General features: G+C 66.3%; 17 protein-coding genes. 3 read left to right on the top strand and 14 right to left on the bottom strand.

Annotated elements, in window-relative coordinates:
* Positions 1–4: 4 nt before the first annotated feature.
* The 8 genes from AC3A6G_RS06010 to AC3A6G_RS05975 all read right to left on the bottom strand — a co-directional run bounded on the left by AC3A6G_RS06010 (position 5) and on the right by AC3A6G_RS05975 (position 10,561).
* Positions 5–2,131: a TonB-dependent siderophore receptor gene (locus AC3A6G_RS06010; protein ID WP_487873323.1), complete on the bottom strand. Its 2,127-nt coding sequence runs from the start codon at positions 2,129–2,131 to the stop codon at positions 5–7.
* 135 nt (positions 2,132–2,266) lie between these two features.
* A complete protein-coding gene (locus AC3A6G_RS06005) occupies positions 2,267–3,031 on the bottom strand; it encodes a winged helix-turn-helix transcriptional regulator (protein ID WP_487862206.1) in 765 nt (254 codons plus the stop codon).
* A gap of 209 nt (positions 3,032–3,240) precedes the next feature.
* Entirely contained in the window at positions 3,241–4,002 is a 762-nt protein-coding gene (locus AC3A6G_RS06000) for a helix-turn-helix transcriptional regulator (RefSeq protein WP_487873322.1), read from the bottom strand.
* A 281-nt stretch (positions 4,003–4,283) separates the two neighbouring features.
* Entirely contained in the window at positions 4,284–5,339 is a 1,056-nt protein-coding gene (locus tag AC3A6G_RS05995) for a helix-turn-helix transcriptional regulator (protein ID WP_487873321.1), read from the bottom strand.
* A 207-nt stretch (positions 5,340–5,546) separates the two neighbouring features.
* Entirely contained in the window at positions 5,547–7,757 is a 2,211-nt protein-coding gene (gene paoC / locus AC3A6G_RS05990; protein ID WP_487873320.1) for an aldehyde oxidoreductase molybdenum-binding subunit PaoC, read from the bottom strand.
* 5 nt (positions 7,758–7,762) lie between these two features.
* The gene (locus tag AC3A6G_RS05985; protein ID WP_487862210.1) at positions 7,763–8,713 is read right to left on the bottom strand and encodes an FAD binding domain-containing protein; all 951 of its coding nucleotides are present in this window, start codon (positions 8,711–8,713) and stop codon (positions 7,763–7,765) included.
* Positions 8,710–9,360 carry an aldehyde dehydrogenase iron-sulfur subunit PaoA gene (paoA, locus tag AC3A6G_RS05980; RefSeq protein ID WP_487862211.1) on the bottom strand — a complete coding sequence of 217 codons (651 nt, stop codon included), beginning with the start codon at positions 9,358–9,360 and terminating at the stop codon, positions 8,710–8,712. The genes AC3A6G_RS05985 and paoA overlap by 4 nt, the downstream gene beginning before the upstream one ends.
* A gap of 238 nt (positions 9,361–9,598) precedes the next feature.
* Positions 9,599–10,561, bottom strand: coding sequence for an AraC family transcriptional regulator (locus AC3A6G_RS05975; RefSeq protein WP_487862212.1), 963 nt, complete (start codon positions 10,559–10,561; stop codon positions 9,599–9,601).
* A 275-nt stretch (positions 10,562–10,836) separates the two neighbouring features.
* Between AC3A6G_RS05975 and AC3A6G_RS05970 the strand changes: the two genes are divergently transcribed.
* The gene (locus AC3A6G_RS05970; protein WP_487862213.1) at positions 10,837–11,130 is read left to right on the top strand and encodes a co-chaperone GroES; all 294 of its coding nucleotides are present in this window, start codon (positions 10,837–10,839) and stop codon (positions 11,128–11,130) included.
* Between the two features lie 83 nt (positions 11,131–11,213).
* Positions 11,214–12,866 carry a chaperonin GroEL gene (gene groL / locus AC3A6G_RS05965; protein WP_487862214.1) on the top strand — a complete coding sequence of 551 codons (1,653 nt, stop codon included), beginning with the start codon at positions 11,214–11,216 and terminating at the stop codon, positions 12,864–12,866.
* A gap of 99 nt (positions 12,867–12,965) precedes the next feature.
* Here the strand turns inward: groL and AC3A6G_RS05960 are convergent, their stop codons facing one another.
* The 4 genes from AC3A6G_RS05960 to tal form a co-directional block, all read right to left on the bottom strand.
* Positions 12,966–13,940 (bottom strand): carbohydrate kinase family protein, encoded by a 975-nt coding sequence (locus AC3A6G_RS05960; protein WP_487873319.1) that lies wholly within the window; start codon positions 13,938–13,940, stop codon positions 12,966–12,968.
* A 77-nt stretch (positions 13,941–14,017) separates the two neighbouring features.
* Entirely contained in the window at positions 14,018–14,347 is a 330-nt protein-coding gene (locus AC3A6G_RS05955) for a DUF805 domain-containing protein (protein WP_487862216.1), read from the bottom strand.
* 131 nt (positions 14,348–14,478) lie between these two features.
* Positions 14,479–16,035, bottom strand: a complete 1,557-nt coding sequence (gene pgi, locus AC3A6G_RS05950) for a glucose-6-phosphate isomerase (RefSeq protein ID WP_487864302.1) — start codon at positions 16,033–16,035, stop codon at positions 14,479–14,481.
* A gap of 2 nt (positions 16,036–16,037) precedes the next feature.
* Positions 16,038–16,997: a transaldolase gene (gene tal, locus AC3A6G_RS05945; RefSeq protein WP_487864303.1), complete on the bottom strand. Its 960-nt coding sequence runs from the start codon at positions 16,995–16,997 to the stop codon at positions 16,038–16,040.
* A 270-nt stretch (positions 16,998–17,267) separates the two neighbouring features.
* On the opposite strand from tal, the gene AC3A6G_RS05940 reads away from it, so the two are divergent.
* A complete protein-coding gene (locus AC3A6G_RS05940; protein ID WP_487873318.1) occupies positions 17,268–17,945 on the top strand; it encodes a lipocalin family protein in 678 nt (225 codons plus the stop codon).
* Here AC3A6G_RS05940 and AC3A6G_RS05935 read toward each other — a convergent pair.
* Both AC3A6G_RS05935 and AC3A6G_RS05930 read right to left on the bottom strand, forming a co-directional pair.
* Positions 17,932–18,564: an HAD family hydrolase gene (locus tag AC3A6G_RS05935; protein ID WP_487873317.1), complete on the bottom strand. Its 633-nt coding sequence runs from the start codon at positions 18,562–18,564 to the stop codon at positions 17,932–17,934. The genes AC3A6G_RS05940 and AC3A6G_RS05935 overlap by 14 nt on opposite strands.
* Before the next feature lie 12 nt (positions 18,565–18,576).
* Complete coding sequence (locus AC3A6G_RS05930; RefSeq protein WP_487873316.1) at positions 18,577–19,506, bottom strand: extracellular solute-binding protein; 930 nt, start codon at positions 19,504–19,506, stop codon at positions 18,577–18,579.
* Between the last annotated feature and the right edge of the window lie 128 nt (positions 19,507–19,634).

Here is a 19,634-nt window from a genome sequence, read left to right as displayed (position 1 = left end):
GCTATTAGAAGCGATAGGTCGCACTTGCCACAACGCTGCGGCGGGCGCCGTACCAGCAATCGCCGCGCGCAAGGCAGGTGCTGGAGTACGTCTTATCGGTCGCATTGTTGATGTTCAGGGCATAGCGCCACTTGTCCGACTCGTAGGCCAGCATCAAGTCCAGCAGGGTCACGGCGGGCATGTTGGGCCCCACGCTGGTACCTTCGACGTCGCGGAAACTCCCCATGTAGCGCACGCCGGCACCCGCCGAGAAGCCCGGCACGCCGCCCACGGAGAAGCGGTACTTGCCCCAGACCGACAACTGGGTGCGGGGCGCGTCGGTGAGTTTCTTGTCGACGTCGATGTACGTGTAGTTGGCGATGACGTCGAGATCGCGGCCGAGGGTGGTCTTCAGTTCGAGCTCGACGCCCTTGTTCTTGCTCGAATCGACCTGGCGGCCGTAGTTGATGTCGGCGCTGTCGAAAACGGTGCGGTTCTTTTCCTTGAGCGAGAAGACCGACGCAGTGAAATTCGTGGACGACCCCAGAGGCTGGAACTTGATACCCGCTTCCACCTGCTCGCCACGCAGCGGCTTGAACAGATTGCCATTTGCGTCGGTGCCCGCCTGAGGCGTGAACGATTCGGTGTAGCTCAGGTAGGGCGACCAGCCAGAAGGCAGGTGGTACATGACGCCCAAACGGCGCGACGTGGCGCTCGTCGTCTCCGAGGCACTGCCCGCCGATCCGGCGGTGCTGCGGTCGTAGCGCAGGCCAGCCACGAAGATCCAGTTGTCCAGCTTCATCTGGTCCTGCACATACACACCAGCGTTGCGCTGCGTCGTGCGAGGCCGGTCGGTCAGTTCCGTCACGGGAACATGGCCGATGCCATAGATGGGCGCGTAGGCATCGATGGTGCTGAACGCTGAGCCCTCGCGCTTGTCCTGGCGCTGGCGCGAATACTCGGCGCCCACCAGCAGCGTGTGGCGCAGGGCGCCGGTGTCGAAATGGCCTTCAACATGGTTGTCGATGCCCGCCATGCGCGTCCAGGCGAGCGACTTGTCGTTGTAGCGGCCGAGGATTCGCTGACCGAACGGGTCCTTTGCCCAGCCACCCGGCAGCGAGAACGAATCGGCATAGTGGTAGTGCGAGTCGTTGAAGGTGCGAGACACACGGAAGTTCTGCCGGAACGCCCACTGGTCGTTGAACCGGTGCTCGAACAGCCAACCCAGGGTCTTGCGCTCGGTGTCGTATCCGTCACCGGGCTCTCCGATGAAGCGGCTGAGCGGCAACGGACCATTGCGGTTAGGCAACTGCGTGCCTTGCCAGGGGAAGAACTGCGACGTACTGCCGGTCTTGTCCTTTTGCCAAAGCCCTTGCAGCGTCAGCGAGGTGGCAGCCGTGGGTCGCCACGTGAGTGAGGGCATGAGAAGCGAGCGGTCGTCAGGCACATGGTCGACCTGCGTATCGGATTTTCGGTGCAGCGCCACAAGGCGATAAGTCCAGTCGCCATCCGCGGTCAGCGCGCCAGTGAGGTCGGCCTGGACCTGCTTGCGGCCAAACGAACCCACCTGCACGCCCACTTCGCGGTAGGTCTCCCGCTGTGGGCGCTTGCTGACCATGTTGACCACGCCGCCGGCGTTGCCCGCGCCGAAAAGCATGCCCGCCGGACCGCGCAGCACTTCCAGGCGCTCCAGCGTGTACGGGTCGGGCCGCGCCGTCGCGGTGTACCAGCCGGCCGAGTACATCTGCAATCCGTCGAGGTAAATCGTGGGCTCGCTGCCGCGCACCTGGAAACTGTCGGCACGCGAGTCGAGGCCGTACGCATCGGAGCGCACACCCGCCGCGTAAGTGAGCGCATCCTGCAGGTTCGTGGCGCCCTGATCCACGATCTGGTCGCGCGTGACCACCGTCACCGATTGGGGTGTTTCGGCCAGCGGGGTGTCCGTCTTGGTGGCCGTTGCGGCGTTCCTCGCGCGGTAGCCGACGACGGGCGAAGTCGCTGTCTCGGCTTCGGTGCTCGCGTCGACGCGCACCTCCGGCAGCGAGCCAGTGGCCGGCGCGGCGGGCTGTGCCACCGCATGCTGCTGCACATAGATTGCCAGGCAACCCGCCAGAACGGATGCGACCTTGTGCCGCGCGATGAACCTCGTCATTTCCTGCTCCACTCCAAAACTCACTAAGAACGATTCGCATTCTAATAGTTAAGAATCAATCATTTCCAGTTCTTGTCTTGGATCGGAGCGACATCCCGCGGCAGGCGGAAGCGCCGGCACCCGGGCGTCGCCGGGTCAGGCGCGCATCGACGAAGGCGTCCAGTAAGGAATGGCGGCCCCCTCGCGCCCCGACGAACCGTCGAGGCGATAACCCGCACCCCAGACAGCCCGCAGCTCCCAGCCGTTCGAAGGCAGCTTCAATGCCCGACGGAGCACCGAGACGCAGGTGTCGAGCATGCGCGACTTCCCGTCCCACGGCTTGGCCCACACTGCGTCCCAGAGGGCGTCCCGTGCGACCGTGGAGCCTTCGTGGCCAAAGAGTTCGATGGCCAGATCGAACTCGTCAGGGCGCAGTTGCACCCGCCGACCGCCGAACTCCACCGTGTTGCTCTGCATCAGGAAGCGGTAGCCGCCCCATCGGCGCTCGAGCGGCGGCATTTTGCCCGGGAAGCTGCTTGCGAAGAGCCGAACGACGCTGAAGAGTTCGGCAAACGACGAAGGCTTTGCGATCAGCTCGTCCGTGGCCTCCCGGCGCAGTGCGCTCACGTCGTCGAACTGCTCCTTGGGAAGCAGGCAGAGCATCGGCGTCTGCGTATCGAACATGCCCTTCGTTTCACGGATCAGCGCCATGGACGACAGGCTGTCGCTCTCGCCGGTCAGGATAAGCATCTTGAAAGCTTCAGGATTGTCGGAGCCCGAGGCGCTCGCTGCGCTGCTGCAAAGAACCACCGGCTCGTAGCCGAGCCTGCGGACGATCCGCCGCACGGCTTCGCGCAAGCGGTTTTCCTGGCCGAGGATCGCAATGCGCCCGGACGCGTAGCGGTTGTTGTCGTTGTCCATTGTTGTTCCTCATTTGCGCGCCGCGGATATCGAGCTCCGCACGGCGGTTGGCTGTGCCTTTCGTGTACTTTAGTAAATAGAAAATTCCGACACTACGAATGATGCGCGGTAGGAATATGAAAACCGCGCACGCAGAGGCAGCATTGCACGAAGCGCTCGTTTCGTTGTTTACGAGCCGCCGGCACTCACTCCCGGCTTGAATCGCGGGCTTACGCCGATGGCGCCTCGGTGGCCCGCGCGTAGGCACCCGGAGGGCAGCCGTACTTCTTTCGGAACACCAGCCCGAAGTAGGCCGGGTCTGCAAAGCCGCAGCGGTAGGCCACCTGCGCTATCGCGCCGTTGCCTGCGGCGGTCGTCCGCAGCAGGCGCCTTGCGGCTTCGAGACGCTCGTGCTGCAGCGCCTCGCGAAAGGTCACCCCATGCCCGGCGCTTGCAAACACCTTGTGCACGTAGCGCGTCGACAGGTTGAAGTGCGCCGCGGCCTTGGTCACGCTGACCTCGGTGTCGGCATAGTTGTCGCGGATCCAGCTGGAGATGTGGGCGTGCATGGCACGGTCACGCGGCGGAACGGCATCGGGCGCTGCGCTGGGCGGCACCCCGGTCTGCGCCAGCGCGAACGAGAGCATGGACATGAGATGCTCCGCGACGAATTCGCGCTGGAACTTGCCGCCCTGGCGCTGCACCTGCCGGATGTCGAGCGACTGGATGTAGTTGGAGAGCACGCCGGCCCAGCCCGAATGTCCGTCGAGCCGCAATGCCGTTGCATCCTTGGCGTTCGGAAGCCACCGCGTGACCAGCGAGGTCGACAGTCCGATGATCCAGGCGTCGTTCCCTTCGGAAGACCGCAGGTGCATGGCCTCGTTCGAGTCGAGCAGCGTCATGTCGCCGGTTTGGAGTTCGAGCACACGTCCGTTCTGCTCGACGAACGTGGCGCCTGGCGAGAGCTTCAGCAGCAGATGGAAGGGGTACATCCGACCTTCTTCCGGGACGCTCGCCTTCGGCCGATAGATGTCCAAGGCGGCACCTTGCGATCGCATGAAGGCCAGCCCGTCGGGATCGACGAGAACCAGTTTCAGGTTGACGGGGCTTGGTTCGGCAGCGTCACCCTGCCATGCCCCGGCCTTGGTCTCCAGTTCCTCGGCCCAGGCTGCAAGTTCGCCCCCGCTTCGGGTTCGGGTGTCTGGGTCTTGAGGGGGGAGAGGTGTGTGCACGGCGTTTTCAGCTGCCGCAACTCGCAGAACATTCACGAAGGTTATTCGCTAGAAACCTCGTCGTGGTTATTAGGGTTTTCCCTTATTTTCGAGTTGATCGGTTCCGGCGTTCGGCCCATGCGACGTGCGAAGGTTCCCGGGGAGGAGCCGAATTCCTTACGAAAGACCAAGCCGAAGTAGGCAGGATCCGAAAAGCCGCAGCGCTCCGCCACCTGGGCAACGAGGGTGTGCGACACCGTGGCGGTACGCAGCATTCGAACCGCCGCCTTGAGGCGCTCATGCTTCAGCGTCTCGCGAAAGGTCACGCCCTGCCCCGCCCCGGCAAACACCTTGTGCACGTAGCGGATCGAGACGTTGAAATGCCGCGCAAGCGTCGTCGCATTGACCTCCGGATTGCCGTAGTTGTCCCGGATCCAGCCGCACATGCGTGCGTGCAGCACGCGGTCGCGCGCGGGCACGCGGTCGTCGTCCGTCATCGGGAAGCCACTCTGCGTCAAGGCGAACGACAGCATCGACAGCATGTGCTCGCCGACCAGTTCTTCTTCGAAGGTGCTGTCGATGGTTTCGAGAAGGCTGGCGTCCAGCGCCCGGAGGTAGGCCGACAGCGTGCCGGCCCATCCAGCGCGGCCCTCGAGGCGAAAAGCGACGGCGTCCTTGGCGCTGGGCAGCCACCGCGCGACCAGCGAGTCGGGGAATCCGATGGCGAGAAAGTCCGTGGTCGGTCGCGAATGCAGCCGGAACTCGCGCCGGGCATCGAGCAGGACCATGTCGCCGGGCTCGATGGTCACTTCCCTTTCCTGGAGAAGCGTCGTGGCGCCGTAGCCCAGGCGGATCAGCAGATGAAAGGGCCGAAGTTCCGATTCGGGCAAATGGCCGGCTTCCGCATGGGACGCCGTTTCGCTGCCCCGCAAGCGGAGAAACCGCGTGAGCCCGAGATCGACACGTGTCAGGGTTTGATGGAAATTGTGGCCATCGGGACTTTCGAGCCCGGCGTATCCCAGGGTTTGGCCGAACTGCAGCGACCAATGGGCCAGTCTGCTTTCTGCGGGAAGGTCTTGCGTACTGAAGCGATTTATTCGAGTGGGGCGTTGAGGCATGCAGCACGGGACTCTATTGCAGCAAACTCAATTACTGAATAAAGATTCGCGCACACCGCTTATAAATAACAAGCACGGGCCTCGATATTTTCACATCGATTGAACCAAAAAACTTCAGCTCAAATTTCAATTGAAATCAAATTCATCTCAGTTGAAATAAATAATAATCTTGAGCAAGCCGAGCCGCACCCGTGCGCTCGGCTTCTTTCACACCACCGGCGGCAGTCGGTCCAGCAATTTGTCGAGCGTGATCGGATAGTTGCGCACGCGCACACCGGTGGCGTTGTAGACGGCATTCGCCACGGCGCCTGCGACCCCGCACATGCCGAGCTCGCCCACGCCCTTCGCCTTCATCGGCGATGAGATCGGATCGGTCTCGTCGAGAAAGATCACCTCCTGGTGCGGAATGTCGGCATGCACCGGCACCTCGTACCCCGCCAGATCGTGGTTGACGAAAAAGCCGTGGCGCTTGTCGAGCGCGAGCTCTTCCATCAGCGCCCCGCCGACGCCCATCGTCATGGCGCCGATCACCTGGCTGCGCGCCGACTTGGGGTTCAGGATGCGCCCCGCGGCGCAGACGGCAAGCATGCGCCGCACGCGAATCTCGCCGGTCATCGCATCGACGCCGACTTCGACGAAGTGCGCGCCGAAGGTCGACTGCTGGTACTTCTTGTCGAGATCGCCGTACTCGATGCCGTCCTCGGCCACGAGGCCGTTCGCGCCGGCCGCCTGTGCCAGCGGCACCGCCCGCCCCCCGACACGCACCATGCCGTCCGAGAACGCCGCTTCGGCCGCTGCGAAGCCCAGCTTGGCCGCCACGGCCTCGCGCAGCTTCATGCAGGCGGCAAACACGCCCGACGTGGAATTGTTGGCACCCCACTGCCCGCCCGAGCCCGCCGACTCGGGATAGGCCGAGTCGCCAAGCCGCACCTGCACGCGCTCGAGCGGCAGGCCCATGGTCTCGGCCGCGGTTTGCGCAATGATGGTGTACGAGCCGGTGCCGATGTCGGTCATGTCGGTTTCCACCGTGACGATGCCCCGGTCGTCCAGGCGCACGCGCGCGGCCGACTTCGTCAACAGGTTGTTGCGGAATGCCGCCGCAACGCCCAGGCCGACGAGCCAGCGACCGTCGCGCTGCTGGCCCGGCGCCGCGTTCCGCTGGTTCCAGCCGAAGCGCTCGGCACCCGTGCGCAGGCATTCGTTGAGCCGGCGCTGGGAAAAGGGGCGCTCGGGCTTCTCGGGATCGACCTGGGTGTCGTTGAGGATGCGAAATTCGACCGGATCGAGCCCCAGCTTCTCCGCCATCTCGTCCATCGCGATCTCAAGCGCCATCATGCCCGGCGCCTCGCCGGGCGCGCGCATGGCGTTGCCCTCCGGCAGGTCCAGCACGGCAAGGCGCGTGGTCGTCAGGCGGTTGGCCCCGGCGTACAGCAACCGGGTCTGGTTGACGGCGGTCTCCGCCTGCCCGCCGGGCAGGTCGCCCGACCAGCCCTCGTGGGCAATGGCGGTGATCCTGCCTTCTCTCGAAGCGCCGATGCGGATGCGCTGGATCGTGGCAGGCCGGTGCGTGGTGTTGTTCGCTATCAGCGGCCGCTGCAGCGCCACCTTCACCGGCCGCCCGGCCGCCCGCGCGCCGAGTGCGGCCAGCACGGCATCGGCGCGCACGAACAGCTTGCCGCCGAAGCCGCCACCGACGAAGGGCGACACCAGCCGCACGTTCTCCTTCGCAATGCCGAGCGTCTTGGCGACGTCGCCGACGCCCCACGCGATCATCTGGTTCGAGGTCCAGAGGGTCAGCTTGTCGCCCTTCCACTCCGCGATGGAGGCATGCGGCTCCATCATCGCGTGCGACTCGTCGGGCGTGGTGTAGGTGGCGTCGAGCTGTACCGGGGCCGCAGCGAACGCGCCCGCAAAATCGCCGGTCCGGGTCTCGGGCTGGCCCGAGAACGGATTGGGCTCGGGCATCTGCGCCGCGTTCTTTTCCGCGGCCAGGTCGAAGCGGCCCGGCGTTGGGGTGTAGTCGATGCGCACCAGCTGCGCGGCGGCGCGCGCCTGTTCGAAGGTGTGGGCCACCACCACCGCGAGCGCCTGGTGGTAGTGGTCGATCTCGGGCCCGCCGAGCAGCTTGGCGGTGTTGAAATTGCCCTTGCCGAGCTTGCCCGCGTTGCGCGCGGTGACGATGGCCAGCACGCCCGGCGCAGCGCGCGCCGCGCGCAGGTCCATCGACGCGATGCGGCCCTTGGCAATGCCTGCGCCGACAACGCAGCCGTAGGCGGCGCCCGGAACCTCGGCATGGCGTTCGTAGGCGTAGCGCGCAGCGCCGGTCGTCTTGAGCGGTCCATCGATCCGGTCGGTCGGCTTGCCGATGACCTTCAGCTGGTCGATGGGATTGGTGGTGGCGGGGGTGTCGAATTTCATGGCGATCAGCTCCTCGCTTGTGCGATGGCCGCAGCCAGCGCGCGCTCGGCCAGCGGCAATTTGAAGGCGTTGTCGTGGGTCGGCTGCGCATCGGCGAGAAGTCGTGCCGTTACGGCCCGCGCACCCTGCGGCATCGCGGCCTCCGCGGCCTCGACGCGCCACGGCTTGTGCGCAACGCCGCCGAGCGCCACCCGCCCCGATCCGTCGCGCTGCACGACCGCCGCGACCGACACCAGTGCAAAGGCGTACGAGGCACGGTCGCGGACCTTGCGGTAGATCTGCGTGCCGCCAACCGGCTTTGGCAGCGTGACCGCGGTGATCAGCTCGTCGCGCTCGAGCGCGGTCTCGATGTGCGGCGTGTCGCCGGGCAGGCGATGGAAATCGGCGATCGGGATCACGCGCGTGCGCCCGTCGGGACGCACGGTCTCGACGGCCGCGTCCAGCACGCGCATCGCAACGGCCATGTCGCTCGGGTTCGTGGCGATGCAGGACCTGCTGCCGCCCACCACCGCGAGCTGCCGCGTCACGCCGCCGATGGCGCTGCAGCCGCTGCCCGGGCGACGCTTGTTGCAGGGCTGGTCGGTGTCGTAGAAATAGGGGCAGCGCGTGCGCTGCAGCAGGTTGCCGGCGGTGGTCGCCTTGTTGCGCAGCTGCCCGGAGGCGCCGGCCAGCAGCGCGCGCGACAGCACGCCATGGTCGCGCCGCACGCGCTCGTCGGCGGCGAGGTCAGTGTTGCGCACCAGCGCACCAATGCGCAGGCCGCCATCGGGCGTGGGTTCGATCTTGTCGAGCGCGAGGCCGTTCACGTCCACCAAGTGCGCAGGCGCCTCGATCTGGAGCTTCATCAGGTCGAGCAGGTTGGTGCCGCCGGCGATGAACTTGGCGCCCGGGTTCGCGGCCACGGCCGCCGCGGCCTGTGCCGGCGTTTGCACGCGCTCGTAGCTGAACGGCTTCATGTCGGGCTCCCGGCCACTTCGGTGATGGCGTCGACGATGTTGGAGTAGGCGCCGCAGCGGCAGATGTTGCCGCTCATGCGCTCGCGCAGCTCTTCGGCCGAGAGGATCGGCCGTGCCGTGAGGTCTGCGCTCACATGGCTCGGCACGCCGCGCCGGACCTCGTCGATCACCGCCACCGCCGAGCAGATCTGGCCCGGCGTGCAGTAGCCGCACTGGTAGCCGTCGTGCTTGACGAACGCGGCCTGCAGCGGATGCATGTTCTGCGGCGTGCCGAGCCCTTCGATGGTCGTGACCTGCCCGCCGTCGTGCATGACCGCGAGCGTCAGGCACGAATTGATCCGCCGTCCGTCGGCGATCACCGTGCAGGCACCGCATTGGCCGTGGTCGCAGCCCTTCTTGGTGCCGGTGAGGTGCAGGTGCTCGCGCAGTGCATCGAGCAAGGTGGTGCGTGTGTCGAGGTCCAGCGCATGCGCGTTTCCGTTGACGTTGAGCGTGAGCTTCATGCGGGGTACGGCCGCAGCAGAGGGTGCCGCCGGTGCGGCAGCGGCCGGTGCCGCGGACGAGACCGCCGCCGCGGTGGCGGCGGTCGCAGCGCCGACGATGAGCGCGTCGCGCCGCGAGATCATCTGGGTCGTGGGACTGTTCATGTCAACTCCTGTTGTTGATCGAAGTTCGGTGTCTGCATGCATCGTGGAGGGCTGCACAGGAGAATGGTTTCGGCGGTGCCGGCGCGCAGTTCATCGCCTACTTTCCGAGTCAGCCGAAGGCTTCCCGGCCTGGGTCCGGACCGACCATTCTTCGCGAGACGCGCTGCCATCGATAGCGCATTCCGCTCCATTTCTTGCCCGATCCTGTGAGGCTCGCGGCGCGCTGTGACGTAAAGACTTAAATGCGCCGGCGCGCGGCGGGGTCGCCGCCCTTGGCGTTGTCGCGCAGCAAGCCGATGTCGCGTTTGGGCGGGGCGCCGAACAGCCGGCTGTATTCGCGGCTGAACTGGGACGGGCTTTCGTAGCCGACCCGGAATGCGGCGCTCGCCGCATCGGCGTGTTCGCTCAGCATCAGGCGCTTCGCCTCGTTCAGCCGCAGCCATTTCTGGTACTGCAGCGGGCTCATCGCGGTGAGCTGGCGAAAGTGATGGTGAAAGGTGGGCGCGCTCATCTGCACGCGGGCCGCGAGCTCGTCCACGCGCAGCGAGGAGGCGTAGTTCAGCTTGAGCCAATCGATCGCCCGCGCGATGCGGCGGCCCTGCCCGTCCACCGAGGCGATCTGCCGCAGCCTGCCCGCCTGGTCGCTCATCAGCAGCCGGTAGTGGATCTCGCGCTGGATCAAGGGAGCGAGAACCGGAATGGCCTCGGGCTCATCGAGCAGCGCCAACAGTCGCTCGATGGGCGCCCAGAGCGCAGGGGTGGCGGTGCCGATCTCCACGCCCACCCCGGCCGGACGGTCGCGCTGCGGCGGCAGGCTGCCCTGCGCGATCAGCTCGGCCAGCATGCGCACGTCGAACTTCAGCACCAGGCCGAGGCAGGGCGCCTCGGGGCTCGCCGCCAGCACTTCGGAGTTGGCGGGCACGTCGAGCGAGGTGACGAGGAAGCGCGAGGCGTCGTACGCATAGGCCGCGCCGCCGACCCACAGCTGCTTCGTCCCCTGGGCGACGAGCACGATGCCGGGTTCGATCATGCAGACGACGGGCGCTGCCGGGGCGTCCCGCCGGAACAAGCCGAGGCCCGCGATCGGCGTCTCGAAATCGCCCGCGCGCGGCGTGTGGGCGGCAATGATCCGCGCCATCGCGGCCTGGGGGGCCCGCAGGTGCTCGGCAGCGGGCGTGTCGTGTTGATGTCGGGTTGCCATGGACGGCGTGAATCTCCGCGGCGGACTCTACCTGCGAGGCACCGGCCTTTCACAAAACCGCGGGTGCCGCGAGGGGATCGGGCAAGAAATCCAGCGGATTGCGCAACCAGCGCGTGTGCCCTGCCGGGCCGCCCGGCCTTGAAACTCCGCCGATTGCCCTTATGATTAGCACTCGCTGCTGTTGAGTGCTAACAACCAGGCCTCGCTTCCAGTCGATGGCTGCCTGCTTTCCCGCGGGCGCCGACCACAACCCCGTTTCTTATTCAGGAGATGCAATGAAACTTCGTCCTTTGGCCGATCGCGTGATCGTCAAGCGTGTTGACAGCGAAACCAAGACCGCCTCTGGCATCGTCATCCCCGACGCCGCCGCCGAGAAGCCCGATCAGGGTGAAGTTCTGGCCGTGGGCCCGGGCAAGCGCAATGACAAGGGCGAAATCTCGGCCCTGACCGTCAAGGTCGGCGACCGCGTGCTGTTCGGCAAGTACAGCGGCCAGACCGTGAAGGTCGACGGCGACGAGCTGCTCGTGATGAAGGAAGACGACCTTTTCGCGGTCGTCGAAGCAAAGTGATTTTGCGGGACAGACCAAGCCGACGCGAAGCGCGGATTGCTCTGTCCCCAACTGATTAGATCTAATTACTGGAGTAATAAAACATGGCAGCAAAAGACGTAGTCTTCGGCGGTGAAGCCCGCGCACGCATGGTCGAAGGCGTGAACATCCTCGCCAACGCCGTCAAGGTGACCCTGGGCCCCAAGGGCCGCAACGTGGTGCTCGAGCGTTCGTTCGGCGCCCCCACCGTGACCAAGGACGGTGTGTCGGTCGCGAAGGAAATCGAGCTCAAGGACAAGCTCCAGAACATGGGCGCCCAGCTCGTGAAGGAAGTGGCCTCCAAGACCAGCGACAACGCCGGTGACGGCACCACCACCGCGACCGTGCTGGCCCAGGCCATCGTTCGCGAAGGTTTCAAGCTGGTGGCTGCCGGCATGAACCCGATGGACCTGAAGCGCGGCATCGACAAGGCTGTCACGGCCCTGGTCGCCGAGCTGAAGAAGGCTTCGAAGCCCACCACCACGTCGAAGGAAATCGCTCAAGTCGGCTCGATCTCGGCCAACAGCGACGAAACCATCGGCAAGCTCATCGCTGACGCGATGGACAAGGTCGGCAAGGAAGGCGTGATCACCGTCGAAGACGGCAAGTCGCTCGACAGCGAACTCGACGTCGTCGAAGGCATGCAGTTCGACCGCGGTTACCTGTCGCCCTACTTCATCAACAACCCCGAGAAGCAATCGGCGCTGTTGGACAACCCCTTCGTGCTGCTGTTCGACAAGAAGATCAGCAACATCCGCGACCTGCTCCCCACGCTGGAACAAGTCGCAAAGGCTGGCCGTCCGCTCCTGATCATTGCCGAAGAAGTCGAAGGCGAAGCCCTGGCTACCTTGGTCGTGAACACGATCCGCGGCATCCTGAAGGTCGTGGCCGTCAAGGCACCTGGCTTCGGCGACCGCCGCAAGGCCATGCTGGAAGACATCGCCATCCTGACGGGCGGCAAGGTCATCGCTGAAGAAGTGGGCCTGACGCTCGAGAAGGTGACGCTGGCCGACCTGGGTCAAGCCAAGCGCATCGAAGTGGGCAAGGAAAACACCATCATCATCGACGGTTCGGGCGCTGCGGCCGACATCGAAGCCCGCGTGAAGCAAGTCCGCGTGCAGATCGAAGAAGCCACGAGCGACTACGACCGCGAGAAGCTGCAAGAGCGCGTGGCCAAGCTGGCCGGCGGCGTGGCAGTGATCAAGGTTGGCGCTGCCACCGAAGTCGAAATGAAGGAAAAGAAGGCCCGCGTCGAAGACGCCCTGCACGCCACCCGCGCTGCAGTGGAAGAAGGCGTCGTGGCTGGCGGCGGCGTGGCTCTGCTGCGTGCCAAGCAAGCCGTGGGCGACAAGGTCAAGGGCGACAACGCCGACCAGGAAGCCGGCATCAAGCTGGTGCTCAAGGCCATCGAAGCGCCGCTGCGCGAAATCGTGAACAACGCCGGCGGCGAAGCCTCGGTGGTGGTCAACGCTGTGTTGGCCGGCAAGGGCAACTACGGCTTCAACGCTGCGAACGACACGTACGGCGACATGCTCGAGCTGGGCATCCTGGACCCGACGAAGGTCACCCGCACCGCACTGCAGAACGCCGCTTCGGTGTCCTCGCTGCTGCTGACGACGGAAGCCATGATCGCCGACGCACCCAAGGACGAGGGCGCTGGCGGCGGCGGCATGCCCGACATGGGCGGCATGGGTGGCATGGGCGGCATGGGCATGTAAATTCGCCCGCGCCCCTGCCCGGGGCCAGCACCCCGCGGACCGGCAGCGCCGGTTCTGCGGGGTGTCGCGAACAGGAAACCCGTCGAAAGGCGGGTTTTTTTATGGGCGCTCGAAAAGGGTGCCGGCCGTGACTACCTGCCGCGCGAGCGCCGCCTCGACGGCCGCGAGGGTGGGCGGATCGGCACCCTCGCGGGCGCAGTTGAGCGCCGCAGCCGTGGCGGCAAAGCACATGGCCGTTTGCCATGCACCGTCGGTCAGCGCGCCGAGTTGCGCCGGATGCGCCACGCCCGCGGCAAGCAGCGCGACCGAGAGCCCGGCCGTGAAGGTGTCGCCCGCGCCGATGGTGTCGACCACCTCGACCCGCGGTGCCGGCACGGAAAGCGGCGCATGGCCGGTACGCCAGAGCGTGGCACCGGCCCCGCCCTGCGTGACGACCACCGCACGAGCGCCGGCCTGCAGGCATTGGGCCGCGAGTGCATCGATGGACTGGCCAGGCGCCAGCAGCCCGGCGTCCTCGTCGCTGAGCTTCACGATGTCGGCCAGCTCGACCCAGCCTTGGACGCGCGCGCGGTAGAACGCCATGTCGGGAACCAGGCTCGGCCGCACGTTGGGATCGAAGACGATCACGCAACGCCCGGCGTGGGCCGTGACGAGTTCCACGATGCGCGTCGCCGCGGGCTCCTGCAGCAGCGCGATCGAACCGAAGTGGAGGAAGCGGCATTCCGCAGGCAGCCGTGGCAGCGGCTCGGGCGCCCAGGTCGCATCGGCACTGCCGCGGGTGTAGAAGGCGTAGCGGTTGGTCTCAGGCATGCGCTCGACGAAGGCCAGTGTCGATGGCGCATCGCTGCGCAGGATGAAACGCGTGTCCACGCCGTTGCGTTCGAGAAAGCCCACCAGCCGCTCGCCGAACAGGTCCGTCGACAACTGCGTGAGAAAGCCGGTCGGCTCGCCCAGGCGCGCACAGGCCACGGCCGTGTTGAGCGGCGAGCCGCCTTCGTGGCCTACGAAGGTCAGGGCGCCCGGCTCGCCAGCGGTGAAATCGATCAAGGCTTCGCCCGTGAGTGCAATGCGCATGTGCGTGGATTCTCGTGCGGGTTGAGGCAGAAAACAAAAAGGCCGCTCGCGCGGCCCTTTGATGCGTGCGTGGGTGCTCAGACCGCCGGCGCGCCGTGTGCGTTGGTCTCGGGTTGCGTCGGCTGCACGAAGAAATAAATCAGCACGAGGTTGACGAGCGGAATGATCATCAGCAGCTGGAGCCATCCGCTCTTGCCGATGTCATGCAGGCGGCGTGCACCCACGGCGAGCACCGGCAGCAGGAACCCCAATGCCGCAATGAAGTAGACGTACTGGTGGATCAGGCTCGCGACAATGAGCACGGCCACCTCGGCCAATATGAACCACCAGAACTCCGAGCGCGACGCACGCCCGCTGAAATCGGTGTACTTGGCGAAACAGGTCTTGACGGCTGTTTGGAAATCCATTGAACGACTCCTCTTGATTGACCCCCGGGAAAGTTCCCGGGGCCGATCATATCGGTGCGTCATTCAATAGCGAATACAGCTTTTGGCGGGTTGCGAGATCGCAAACAAAAGGCCGCAGACGGCCGGACGGTCTACGTCCGCAGCCGTTCGAGCAGGCCCGCGGTCGAGGCATCGAGGCCCGTGACGTCGCCCGAGGCGAGGCGCGGCTCGATGTCCTTGGCGAGCACCTTGCCGAGCTCCACGCCCCACTGGTCGAAGCTGTTGATGCCCCAGAGCGCGCCGCTCGTGAACACGCGGTGCTCGTACATCGCGAGGAAGGCGCCGAGCGATTCGGGCGTGAGCTTCTCGAGCACGAAGAAGGTGCTCGGCCGGTTGCCCGAAAAGTTCTTGTGGCCGCCCGCGTCGAGCTGGCCGACCATCAGCGCTTGCGCCTGCGCGAGCGCATTGGCCAGCAGCTTCGGATGGTGACCGTCGAGGTCGTGCGCCGCGTCGCGCACCGCGACGAATTCGAGCGGGATCACATCGGTGCCCTGGTGCAGCATCTGGAAGTAGGCATGCTGGCCGTTTGTGCCCGGCTCGCCCCAGAGCACGGGCGAGGTACCCAGGCCCGGCGGCAGCGCCGCGCCGGTCGCATCGACCTGCTTGCCGTTGCTTTCCATCTCGAGCTGCTGCAGGTAGGCCGGCAGGCGCTTCAGCGCGCTGTGGTACGGCGCAATGCCGCGGCTCGTGAAGCGATGGAAGTTGCGGTACCAGACGTCGAGCAGGCCCAGGCGCACCGGCAGGTTCTGCGCGAGCGGCGCGGTGCGGAAGTGCGCGTCCATCGCGTGCGCGCCCGCGAGCAGCCGGCGAAAGCCTTCGGCGCCGATGGCGAGCGCGATCGGCAGGCCGATGGCCGACCACAGCGAATAGCGTCCGCCCACCCAGTCCCAGAAGCCGAAGGTGGTCTCGATGCCGAACTGCCTGGCGGCCTCGACGTTGGTGGTGAGCGCGGCGAAATGGCCGGCAATGTCGTTGCCGCCCGATTGCGCATACCAGCGCTTGGCCGAGAGCGCGTTCGTCATCGTCTCGGTCGTGGTGAAGGTCTTCGAGGCGATCAGGAACAGCGTGTGCTCGGGCGCGAGGTCGCGCAGCACGCCCGCGAGCTCGTGGCCGTCGACGTTCGAGACGAAGTGGAACCGCTTGCCGGGCGCCACGAATTCCGCGAGCGCCAGCACCGCCATCTGCGGACCGAGGTCGGAGCCGCCAATGCCGATGTTGACCACGTCGGTGATGGTGTGGTCCGCGCGCACCTTCTCGGCATAGGCCAGCATGGCGTCGAGCGTGGCATGCACCTCGCGCAGCTCGGCGGCCGTCTTTCCCGCGTTCGCACCAACCGGTGCGCGCAGTAGCGTGTGCAGCACCGCGCGGTCTTCGGTGCTGTTGATGTGCTCGCCCGCGAACATTGCGTCGCGGTGCGCCTCGAGGCCGCATTCTCCGGCCAGCCGCAGCAGCAGCGCCTCGGTGGGCACGTCGATCAGGTTCTTCGACAGGTCGGCAAAGACATGCGGCGCCTGCTGGCTGAAATGCTCGAAGCGCCCGGCGTCGTCGACGAAGGCATGGCGCACATCGAACTGCTTGCCCGCGGTGTCGAAGCAGGACTGGAGTTGCGCCCACGCGGGCGCACGGTCGCAGCGGAAGGTCATGGCCATCTTTACTTGCCGCTTTCCTGCATTAGCTTCTCGAGCTTCACGGCATCGGCCGCGAAGGCGCGGATGCCTTCTGCGAGCTTCTCGGTGGCCATCGCGTCCTCATTGAGCGCGAAGCGGAATGCGGCCTCGTCGTAGCTGAGCTTCTTCACCTTCGCCTCGGCGGCGGCCTTGCCCGCATCAAGCGCATGCGAAAGCGGCGCGTCGCTCGCGGCCAGTTCGGCCAGCAGTTCGGGGCTGATGGTCAGCAGGTCGCAGCCGGCCAGTGCTCGGATCTGGCCCACGTTGCGGAAGCTCGCGCCCATCACTTCGGTCTTGATGCCATGCTGCTTGTAGTACGTGAAGATTTCTCGCACCGACTTCACGCCAGGGTCGTTTGCGCCCGCATTGGCGGTCTCGTCCCATTGGCTGCCGGCCGACTTCTTGTACCAGTCGTAGATGCGGCCCACGAAGGGCGAGATCAGCTGCACGCCCGCCTCTGCGCAGGCCACGGCCTGGGCGAACGAGAACAGCAGCGTCAAGTTGGTGCGGATGCCCTTCTGCTCGAGAGCGCGCGCGGCCTGGATGCCTTCCCAGGTGGAGGCCACCTTGATGAGCAGGCGCTTTTCGGTGTCGATGCCCTCGGCCTTGTAGAGCGCCACGATGCGTTCGCCGCGCGCCACGGTGGCGGCCGTGTCGAAGGACAGTCGTGCATCGATCTCGGTCGACACGCGGCCCGGGATGATCGAGAGGATCTCGGTGCCGAAGCGCACCAGCAGGCGGTCGATGACCTCGTCGATCGGCTTGCCCGTGTGCTTGCCGACCGTCTCGTCGAGCAGTGGCCGGTACTCGGGCTTCTGCACCGCCTTGAGGATCAGCGACGGATTGGTGGTCGCGTCCTGCGGCTTCGAGATGGCGAGTTGCTTGAAGTCGCCGGTGTCGGCGACCACGGTGGTCCATTGGCGGAGGGCATCGAGTTGGTTCATGGCGAAAGATTATCCGGTCCGGGTGATGACAAGTCCTGCACGCAGTTGTGCAGGGGCCGATGTTTGTTTCTTCATTCATACCGTAGCACGGGTTCCCGCCCCCCTCCATCGGCCTTCCGCCGACAGGGTTGTCGGCGTTTTGCGCCGCGCTCCCCTACACGGGCTGTGGTCCGTCGCTGACGGCGGGCGCACCTGGGCCCGGGCTACCCTTTGCATTCGCCGGCTTCATGCTTTTCTTTTGCACCCGCAACACACAGGAGTGCCTCGCCCATGCCTTTCCGTCATCGCTCCGCGGCATCCGCCGCCGAAAGCCGCGCTCCTTTCGACGACCGCCGCACCAGCCGCGCCATCGGTACCCTGGCAACCGCCTTCGTCGTGGGTGGCGTCGTCACATGGTTCGCGCTCGGCGCGGGCCGGACCGCGCGCGCGCAGCTGCCGGGCCCGCCGGATGGCGCGCCGCTCATGCGTGCACCGCTGCAGGTGGTGGCGCCGGTCGACCTTCAGCGCTACGCCGGCATCTGGCACGAACAGGCACGCCTGCCGAACCGTTTCCAGAAGGAGTGCAGCGGTCCCGTCACCGCGGAGTACACGCCGCAGCCCGACGGCACAGTGCAGGTGCGCAACCGCTGCGTACGGCCGGACGGCAACTTCGACGAGGCCGTGGGAACCGCGCGCGTGGTGCCGGTGGCGGGCCAGCCCGGCGCCGGCCGGCTCGAGGTGCGATTCGCACCGGCCTGGCTCGGCTGGCTGCCGATGGTCTGGGGCGACTACTGGATTCTCAAGCTCGACCGCGACTACCAGGTGGCGCTGGTCGGCACGCCCGACCGCGAATACCTGTGGGTGCTCTCGCGCGCGCCGCGCCTCGAGGACGCCGCGCTCCAGGCCGAGCTCGACTACGCGGCCAGCCTGGGTTTCGACACCTCGAAGGTCGTTCTCACCGGCCGATAGGCGGCAGGTAACGGGCGAGCTGCGCGCCGAGCGCGGCCGGATGCGTGCAATGGATCGCATGCCAGCCGAAGGCGCGCGCCGCTTCGACGTTGGCGGCCGAATCGTCGATGAAGACAGTCTGCGCCGGCTCGAGCGCATGGCGCACCGCGAGCAGTTCGTAGATCTCGCGGTGAGGCTTGAGAAACTTCACGTCACCTGAGAAGACACCGCCGTCGAAACGCCGCATGAAGGCATGTCGGCGCTCGATGGCGCGCGCATACGGCGCCGGCATGTTCGAAAGATAGTAGAGCCGGAGCCCCTCCCCCGCCGCGCGGCGGGCGAAGAGCCCCTCGAGCAGTTCGACCGTGACTGCGATCGGTTCGAGGCGCTCGCCCAGCGTGCCGAGCATCGCGTCGAGCTTCTCGCCCGGCAGCGACAGCCGCGGCGCCATGCGCGCGATGGCTTCGTCGAGCGAGCGGGTTCCGCAGTCGAAGCTCAGCCAGTCGTCATGTTGAAACAGCGCGCGGCCCAGCGCCGCCGCAGCAGCCTCGTTGGGCGCATTCTCGGAAAGATGCGTCTGCACCAGCCGGGTGGGCTCCCAAGCCAGGAGCACGGCGCCAAGATCGAAAACCACGTTCATGGCGCCATTGTTTCATGGGCCTGTTGCAACGATCTTCCCGGCATCGGGGATGCGCGGATCGAGCCGGGTGTTCCTGTTGCTCGGCACCTGAAACTGGCCATTGGCTGCGGCCAGCGCCTGCGCGGCAGGCGTCAGCGCCCATTCATAGAGTTTCGTGGCGGCATCGAGGTTGCGCGCGCCCTTCACGAGGCTCATGGCGCCGATCTCGGCACCGGTGCCGTCGGCCGGGACCACGGTTTCGATCGGAAAGCCCTGCATCTTCTCGGCGATGCCGTCGTGCACGAAGCCGATGGCCACGGCGGCCTCGCCGCGCGCGACGGCCTTCATCGGTCCGGCGGCCGAGCGGGTGTAGCGGGCCACGCTGCCGTGCAGCGCCTTGAGATAATTGAACGCCTTGTCCTCGCCCATGCGCCGGACCAGCGCGGCGGTCATCGCCTCGCCCGGGCCGCCCGGGACCGGGTCGACCACCTGGACCACGCCCTTGTACGCGGGCCTGAGCAGGTCGGCCCAGGTCATGGGCACCGGGAGCTGCTTGCTGGCCAGCAGGTCGGGGTTGTAGCCAATGCCGAGCGGCGCCGCATGGAGGCCCACGCTCCTGTGCCCCGACTGCTGTGCCAGCTGCCGCGCCCACGGACGTAGCTGCGCGAGCGTCGGCGACCGGTATTCAAGCGTGAGGCCTTGCGCGGCCGCTTGAAGATGCGCCTTGGCCGCGCCGCCGAACCAGAGGTCGGCGCCGGGGCGGTCCCCGTCGGCGATCAGCTGGGCCAGCGCGTCGTCAGGGCCCTTGAGCGACATCCTGACGTGCGTGCCGGTGCTGCGCGCATACGCGGTGGCCATCGCGCTGCACCAGGCGGCCTGCACCGAGCAGATCACATCGACCGAGCCCTGCGCCGAGGCCGTCGACATCGCCATGCAGGCGGTTGCGAAAAGAAGCTTCTTCATCCGGAACCTTGCCGCCCTGAAACAAAAATAGGCCTCGTGGCCATGGTGAAGCGTAGCCGCCGTGCCGGCCTCATGAATCGGTACAAGTACCATTCGGTGGACGACAGAACCCCTCTGCATCCAGACAC

The sequence above is a fragment of the Variovorax sp. Soil_C_26 genome, assembly GCF_057657075.1.
This window is presented reverse-complemented; position numbering and strand designations above follow the sequence as displayed.

What these genes read in the sequence shown, in the direction of transcription:
- AC3A6G_RS05960 (WP_487873319.1), bottom strand. Translation starts at nt 13,940, where the DNA reads ATGCGCATTGCACTCACGGGCGAAGCCTTGATCGATTTCACCGCTGGC.
- paoC (WP_487873320.1), bottom strand. Translation starts at nt 7,757, where the DNA reads ATGAAATTCGACACCCCCGCCACCACCAATCCCATCGACCAGCTGAAG.
- AC3A6G_RS05935 (WP_487873317.1), bottom strand. Translation starts at nt 18,564, where the DNA reads ATGAACGTGGTTTTCGATCTTGGCGCCGTGCTCCTGGCTTGGGAGCCC.
- AC3A6G_RS06010 (WP_487873323.1), bottom strand. Translation starts at nt 2,131, where the DNA reads ATGACGAGGTTCATCGCGCGGCACAAGGTCGCATCCGTTCTGGCGGGT.
- paoA (WP_487862211.1), bottom strand. Translation starts at nt 9,360, where the DNA reads ATGAACAGTCCCACGACCCAGATGATCTCGCGGCGCGACGCGCTCATC.
- AC3A6G_RS05975 (WP_487862212.1), bottom strand. Translation starts at nt 10,561, where the DNA reads ATGGCAACCCGACATCAACACGACACGCCCGCTGCCGAGCACCTGCGG.
- tal (WP_487864303.1), bottom strand. Translation starts at nt 16,997, where the DNA reads ATGAACCAACTCGATGCCCTCCGCCAATGGACCACCGTGGTCGCCGAC.
- AC3A6G_RS05955 (WP_487862216.1), bottom strand. Translation starts at nt 14,347, where the DNA reads ATGGATTTCCAAACAGCCGTCAAGACCTGTTTCGCCAAGTACACCGAT.
- groL (WP_487862214.1), top strand. Translation starts at nt 11,214, where the DNA reads ATGGCAGCAAAAGACGTAGTCTTCGGCGGTGAAGCCCGCGCACGCATG.
- AC3A6G_RS05970 (WP_487862213.1), top strand. Translation starts at nt 10,837, where the DNA reads ATGAAACTTCGTCCTTTGGCCGATCGCGTGATCGTCAAGCGTGTTGAC.
- AC3A6G_RS06005 (WP_487862206.1), bottom strand. Translation starts at nt 3,031, where the DNA reads ATGGACAACGACAACAACCGCTACGCGTCCGGGCGCATTGCGATCCTC.
- AC3A6G_RS05995 (WP_487873321.1), bottom strand. Translation starts at nt 5,339, where the DNA reads ATGCCTCAACGCCCCACTCGAATAAATCGCTTCAGTACGCAAGACCTT.
- AC3A6G_RS06000 (WP_487873322.1), bottom strand. Translation starts at nt 4,002, where the DNA reads ATGTACCCCTTCCATCTGCTGCTGAAGCTCTCGCCAGGCGCCACGTTC.
- AC3A6G_RS05985 (WP_487862210.1), bottom strand. Translation starts at nt 8,713, where the DNA reads ATGAAGCCGTTCAGCTACGAGCGCGTGCAAACGCCGGCACAGGCCGCG.
- AC3A6G_RS05930 (WP_487873316.1), bottom strand. Translation starts at nt 19,506, where the DNA reads ATGAAGAAGCTTCTTTTCGCAACCGCCTGCATGGCGATGTCGACGGCC.
- pgi (WP_487864302.1), bottom strand. Translation starts at nt 16,035, where the DNA reads ATGGCCATGACCTTCCGCTGCGACCGTGCGCCCGCGTGGGCGCAACTC.
- AC3A6G_RS05940 (WP_487873318.1), top strand. Translation starts at nt 17,268, where the DNA reads ATGCCTTTCCGTCATCGCTCCGCGGCATCCGCCGCCGAAAGCCGCGCT.